The organism is Nissabacter archeti (assembly GCF_018257325.1).
Classification (GTDB): Bacteria; Pseudomonadota; Gammaproteobacteria; order Enterobacterales; family Enterobacteriaceae; genus Chimaeribacter; species Chimaeribacter arupi.
This window is the reverse complement of the sequence record NZ_JAERKB010000028.1, coordinates 1-4,458: the sequence shown is the minus strand read 5'-3', so window position 1 is coordinate 4,458 and position 4,458 is coordinate 1. Positions and strand designations below refer to the sequence as shown.

General features: G+C 61.4%; 6 protein-coding genes. 2 read left to right on the top strand and 4 right to left on the bottom strand.

Annotation, left to right across the window (positions count from 1 at the left end; all coding sequences use genetic code 11):
* Positions 1-168 precede the first annotated feature (168 nt).
* The 4 genes from JK232_RS22765 to JK232_RS22750 all read right to left on the bottom strand — a co-directional run bounded on the left by JK232_RS22765 (position 169) and on the right by JK232_RS22750 (position 1,892).
* The gene (locus tag JK232_RS22765; RefSeq protein ID WP_212589721.1) at positions 169-477 is read right to left on the bottom strand and encodes a type II toxin-antitoxin system PemK/MazF family toxin; all 309 of its coding nucleotides are present in this window, start codon (positions 475-477) and stop codon (positions 169-171) included.
* On the bottom strand, positions 474-704 hold the full coding sequence (locus JK232_RS22760) for an AbrB/MazE/SpoVT family DNA-binding domain-containing protein (RefSeq protein ID WP_072926797.1): 231 nt from the start codon (positions 702-704) through the stop codon (positions 474-476). Before JK232_RS22760 ends, JK232_RS22765 begins: the two co-directional genes overlap by 4 nt.
* Before the next feature lie 86 nt (positions 705-790).
* Positions 791-1,261, bottom strand: coding sequence for a DUF3237 family protein (locus tag JK232_RS22755; protein ID WP_212589720.1), 471 nt, complete (start codon positions 1,259-1,261; stop codon positions 791-793).
* 121 nt (positions 1,262-1,382) lie between these two features.
* A complete protein-coding gene (locus JK232_RS22750; protein ID WP_101836136.1) occupies positions 1,383-1,892 on the bottom strand; it encodes a phenolic acid decarboxylase in 510 nt (169 codons plus the stop codon).
* Between the two features lie 96 nt (positions 1,893-1,988).
* On the opposite strand from JK232_RS22750, the gene JK232_RS22745 reads away from it, so the two are divergent.
* Positions 1,989-2,864, top strand: coding sequence for a LysR family transcriptional regulator (locus JK232_RS22745; protein WP_072926933.1), 876 nt, complete (start codon positions 1,989-1,991; stop codon positions 2,862-2,864).
* A 42-nt stretch (positions 2,865-2,906) separates the two neighbouring features.
* The gene (locus tag JK232_RS22740) at positions 2,907-4,439 is read left to right on the top strand and encodes an FAD-dependent monooxygenase (RefSeq protein ID WP_101828871.1); all 1,533 of its coding nucleotides are present in this window, start codon (positions 2,907-2,909) and stop codon (positions 4,437-4,439) included.
* Positions 4,440-4,458 lie beyond the last annotated feature (19 nt).

Genomic DNA, 4,458 nt, shown 5'->3' with positions numbered 1-4,458 from the left:
CCCCACCGGAGTACCTATCTTTGAGTATGTAAGGAAAAAGTAGGGGGCGATTCTTTTTACTGAACGCGCATGTACTCTCAGCCTGCGGCTTCACTCGGCAATGATTTTTACGCCCCTGCTACTTCTGCAAATCTTTGGGTATGTAAGGAAGGAATAGGGTTGGCGTTGTTAGCCGATCAAAACATGGGCGAGTTTGCGGACGGCGTTGAGGGCGGGGGACTCGGCGCGGCCGCGGAGTTGGGCGTCGCGGGGGCGCCAGTCCAGGCTGGTGAGCTGATCAGCCAGCGCGGCACTCGCCGGGTCACCGCCCAGCGGCACTTCAAACGGGTAACCTTTGAGATCCACCGTGACCGGGCAACATAACATCCGCCCAACGCGGCGGTTGTACGCCTGCGCACTGATTACCAGCACCACCTGATGGCCATGTGCAGTCCGCAGCCATACCACGTCCCCCGCGTCCGGTACGTATTCAATCATCCGTTATCCTCACCGGCTATTAACTCAGGGTGCAGGTTTTCAGCCGTGACCTGATCCAACAGCATCGCCAGCGTCAGCGTCTTCTCCGCCCGCTCAAGCAGAATCCGCCCTTTGTTGTCGAGGCTTAACTCCACCTCGTCATCCAGCCGCAAATGCGCCGCTTTCATCAGCTCCGCCGGAATCCGTACCGCCGGGCTGTTGCCCCACCGCTTGATCGTTTGTCTCATCCGCTCTCACCCATGTCTCTACAATGTCGATACACCCTAACACTCCGCTAGCTATGTATCAACATTGTATCTACAAAGAGCAACAACTACTTTACCTGGTAGATGTGGATATCCAGCCCGCCGGGGCGGCGGACGCCGCTGGCGATAAACAGGTTCTCCGTCAGCCAGCGCAGACGATGGCTGTACACTTCAAATTGGGGCGTGGTGCGGAAGTAGATCTCACCGGGTGGGATCTCGCTGAAAAAGGCCAGATCGTCATCAAACAACCGGGATCGCCAGGCGGCAGGAATGCGGCGCAGCCCGTTGTTCTCAATGTAAAACCGGTCGCCGTCACCCGTTTCAACCGCATAACGGGCAGAGAGACGGCAAAGGCCGTCGGCGTCGATTACCTGGCTGTCTACGCCGCCCGGCAGCACGTGGCCGCTGAGCGCGCCCGACAGCGTGCCGGACAGGATCGGGATCAACTGGCGTTTGCCGTATTCAGGGGAGCGGCTGACGATGGTGGGTGTGCCGACAATTAACGACAGGGAAAAACAGAGGGAAAGCTCGGGGGTCATGGCCAGTCCTTGGGTGACAAATCAGGGTCCGGGAAAACGTTAACTGAAAGTCCGGGGCGACCACAATCCTTTCCTTGTGATGCGCCTCATAACATGGCGCATTCGCCCCGGATGCACACCATCAAGCCCGCAGGTTAGCCGGGAAATCCGCCGGCAGCTCACTGGCCGGGCAGTTGATGACGGTGTCGTCATTCTCGCCGCAATCACGCACAAAGGTGATGGTGGCAAACTCGTCGATCACTTCTGTGGGGTACGCCGGGCCGGCCTCACGGTAGGCAGCCATCTCAGACAGATGCTCATTCTGGAAACACACCGTTTTCTCCGGATTATTCATCACCCAGCGCGGGAAGAAAATCGTGCCGTGGAAAACCTTGTCGCCGAGGTTCGCGATCAGACTGACGTCGGTACCGGTAGGCTCCGTCCAGGAAATTTTATACACATCACCGGCCACACGGACGATATAAGCATGCTGGTCTTTCACCCAACGGTTGCCGACCAGCCCACTGTGGATACGGTAATCCAGCGTGTTGCCATTTTTGACATAAATCTCGTAGTTCCAGCCGTTGTCATAGGTGTAAACCAAATGTTTGCCGATAAAACCGCTCAGATCATGTTTATCAAATGTGCTCATAGGTCATCTCCTTGGTTGATAAATATACTGTAGACCTTTATCAGCCCGATGAATAACGCTATTTTTAGCCGATACCTATCGAAAAAGATGATGAATATGAATAAGACGACGCTGGAACAGTGGGCGCTGTTACAGAGCGTGATTGACCACGGCAGCTTCGCCAACGCGGCAGACGCGGCGAACCGCAGCCAGTCCTCCGTCAGCTATAACATTTCGCTGTTGCAGCAACGGCTGGGGGTGGATCTGCTGGTGCCGGAAGGCCGGCGGGCGGTGCTGACCCCGGCCGGGGCGATTTTACTGGCGCAGGTGCGGCCGCTGCTGCGCGCGTTTGAATATGTGGAGGCACGCGCCGCCACGCTGCGTACCGGCCGCCGCGTGCGGCTCGACCTGCTGGTGGACACCATCTTCCCGCGCGCCCGGCTGTTCCCGATCCTGCGCGGGTTCCAGCAGCGCTACCCGCTGACGCAAGTGCACCTGACGGAAGTGCTCAACAGTGAGACGGAACATGCCGGGGAGTCGCAGGCCGATTTGATGGTGCTGTCACGGCGGCAGGATATGGCCGGGCGCGGCCAGTGGCTGATGAACATCGATTTTGTGGCGGTGGCCCATGCCAACCACCCTTTGCACCAACTGCCTGCCCCACTGAGCGGGGAGGATCTGGCGCGTTACCCGCTCATCCGCATTCTGGATCGCGACGCGGCGCGTGATGAGCGTTCCGCCACGGCTGAATTCTGGACGTTCTCCACGGTGGAGGCGGCGATTGAGGCGGTGATCTACCAGGTTGGCTATGGCTGGTTGCCGGAGGAGCGCATCGCGCCGCAACTCGCTGACGGCAGCCTGAAGATCCTGCCGCTCAGCCACGGCGAACGCCGCACCACCCCGCTGCACCTGATCATCCGGCACGACATCACGCCCCCTGACGAAGAAGTCACTACCCTCGCGGCGATGTTCCGCGACGGCTTGCCGGGATAGGCACTATGCTTATGGCGTGATCCTGGGACACGGGAGAAGCGTATGAAAACTGACGTACTGATTACCGGTGCCGGGCCAACCGGGCTGGCCCTGGCCCTGTGGCTGACCTGCCAGGGCATCAGCGTACGGATTATTGATAAACGCGCCGCGGCGGGCACCACGTCGCGGGCGCTGGCGGTGCAGGCGCGCACGCTGGAACTCTACCGTCAGCTTGACCTGAGCATGGCGGCCATCGCCGCCGGGCACCCTAACCCCTCGCTGACCCTCTGGGCGGGCGGCAAGAAAAAGAGCGTGGTGCCGCTCCAGCGCGCCGCAGCCGGTCTCACCCCCTTCCCCTTTGTGTTGATCTACCCGCAGGACGAGCACGAGCGCCTGCTGGAATCCCGGCTTGCTGAGCTTGGCGTCACGGTGGAGCGCAATACCGAATTGCTGGCGTTTGAGGAGCAGCCGGACGGCGTGGACGTGACTCTGCGCCTGCCGGATGGCCGTGACGGGCATTGCCGTGCCGCCTGGCTGGCCGGGTGTGACGGGGCAAGTTCAACGGTGCGCCACCAGCTTCAGCTGGGCTTTCCCGGCGGGACGTATGCGCAGGTATTTTATGTGGCGGATATTGAAGGGCGCGGCGCGGTCACCCACGGCGGTGTGCATGTGGATATCGAGGAAGCGGATTTCGTCGCGATCTTTTCGCTGAAGGGCGAACAGCAGATGCGGCTGGTCGGCGTTGTCCGGGATGAACGCGCCCAGCGGCCGGAGACGCTGACGTTTGACGATATCAGCGACCGGGCAGTGCGTAACCTGGGGTTGCAGGTGGAAAACGTGCACTGGTTTTCCACCTATAAGGTGCATCACCGGGTGGTAGACCATTTCCGCCACGGGCATGTTTTCCTGCTGGGTGACGCCGCCCACGTCCACAGCCCGGCGGGCGGCCAGGGGATGAATACCGGCATTGGTGACGCAGTGAATCTGGCGTGGAAGCTGGCGGCGGTCGTGCGCGGCGACGCCCCGGCGCGCCTGCTTGACAGTTATGAGCACGAGCGCCGCGCCTTTGCGCTGAAGCTGGTCGCCACCACTGACCGGGTATTTTCAGCCATCACGGCCGGGGGGTACAAAGCCGATTTTATCCGTACGCACATTTTCCCGCTGGTGGCCGGGATGGCCTACAGCCTGGGCGCGGTACGCCGTTTGCTGTTCCGCACTGTGTCCCAGTTGGATCTGGCCTACCCCGACAGCCCGCTGAGCGCAGGCGTGGCCGGCGAGGTGCGGGGCGGTGACCGGCTGCCGTGGCTGGCGCGGGCGGAAAGTGATAACCACGCCAGCCTGAGTGCCATGGTGTGGCAGGTGCATGTTTACGGCGACGCGCACCCCGACCTGCGCCACTGGTGCGCCGCCCATCACCTGCCGCTGCACCAGTTTACCTGGGATGACGCCTGCCACCGCGCCGGGCTAAAGCGCAACGCCCTCTACCTGTTGCGCCCCGACACCTACGTCGCGCTGGCCGACCGCGACGCCGACGTCACCCGCCTCGCCGACTACTGGCAGGATCAGGGATTCCGGGTCAGTGCCGCACAGGCGTAAAAGGCAGAGGTGGTGGGGA

Excerpts from the sequence above, each read along its gene's own strand:
- JK232_RS22765 (WP_212589721.1), bottom strand. The coding sequence starts at position 477 with ATGATTGAATACGTACCGGACGCGGGGGACGTGGTATGGCTGCGGACT.
- JK232_RS22740 (WP_101828871.1), top strand. The coding sequence starts at position 2,907 with ATGAAAACTGACGTACTGATTACCGGTGCCGGGCCAACCGGGCTGGCC.
- JK232_RS22745 (WP_072926933.1), top strand. The coding sequence starts at position 1,989 with ATGAATAAGACGACGCTGGAACAGTGGGCGCTGTTACAGAGCGTGATT.
- JK232_RS22760 (WP_072926797.1), bottom strand. The coding sequence starts at position 704 with ATGAGACAAACGATCAAGCGGTGGGGCAACAGCCCGGCGGTACGGATT.
- JK232_RS22750 (WP_101836136.1), bottom strand. The coding sequence starts at position 1,892 with ATGAGCACATTTGATAAACATGATCTGAGCGGTTTTATCGGCAAACAT.
- JK232_RS22755 (WP_212589720.1), bottom strand. The coding sequence starts at position 1,261 with ATGACCCCCGAGCTTTCCCTCTGTTTTTCCCTGTCGTTAATTGTCGGC.